The sequence below is a fragment of the Mesorhizobium sp. M2E.F.Ca.ET.209.01.1.1 genome (genome assembly GCF_004010375.2).
In the GTDB taxonomy this organism is placed as follows: domain Bacteria; phylum Pseudomonadota; class Alphaproteobacteria; order Rhizobiales; family Rhizobiaceae; genus Mesorhizobium.
Window position 1 is genome coordinate 1 of sequence record NZ_SADP02000430.1, and the last position, 369, is coordinate 369.

General features: G+C 62.1%; 1 pseudogene. It reads right to left on the reverse strand.

Features of this window, described 5'->3' with window-relative positions:
* Positions 1 to 369, reverse strand: a pseudogene (locus EN852_RS36320) (branched-chain amino acid ABC transporter permease); the annotation flags it as partial.

Sequence of the window (369 nt, forward strand, 5' to 3'; positions counted from 1 at the left end):
TCACGATCGCCAGATAGTCGCCGCGCAGGCGCAGCACGGGAAAGCCGAGCAGCACCCCCCAGAGCGCTGCCATGGCGCCCGCGGCGGGCAACAATATCCAGAACGACAGGCCGAAATGCGTAGCGAGAAGCGCATAGGCATAGGCGCCAAGCGCATAAAAAGCGACGTAGCCGAGATCGAGCAGACCGGCGAGGCCGACGACGATGTTCAGTCCCCAGGCCAGCATCACATAGATCAGGATCTGGATGCCGAAATTATCGACCCATTTCAACGAGCCCTGCAGCCCTCCGGTGATCGACCAGGCGTTGAGCGACAGCACCGCGACCACGAGGAACGGGTACAGCACCAGGGCCGAGATGCCCAATTTGG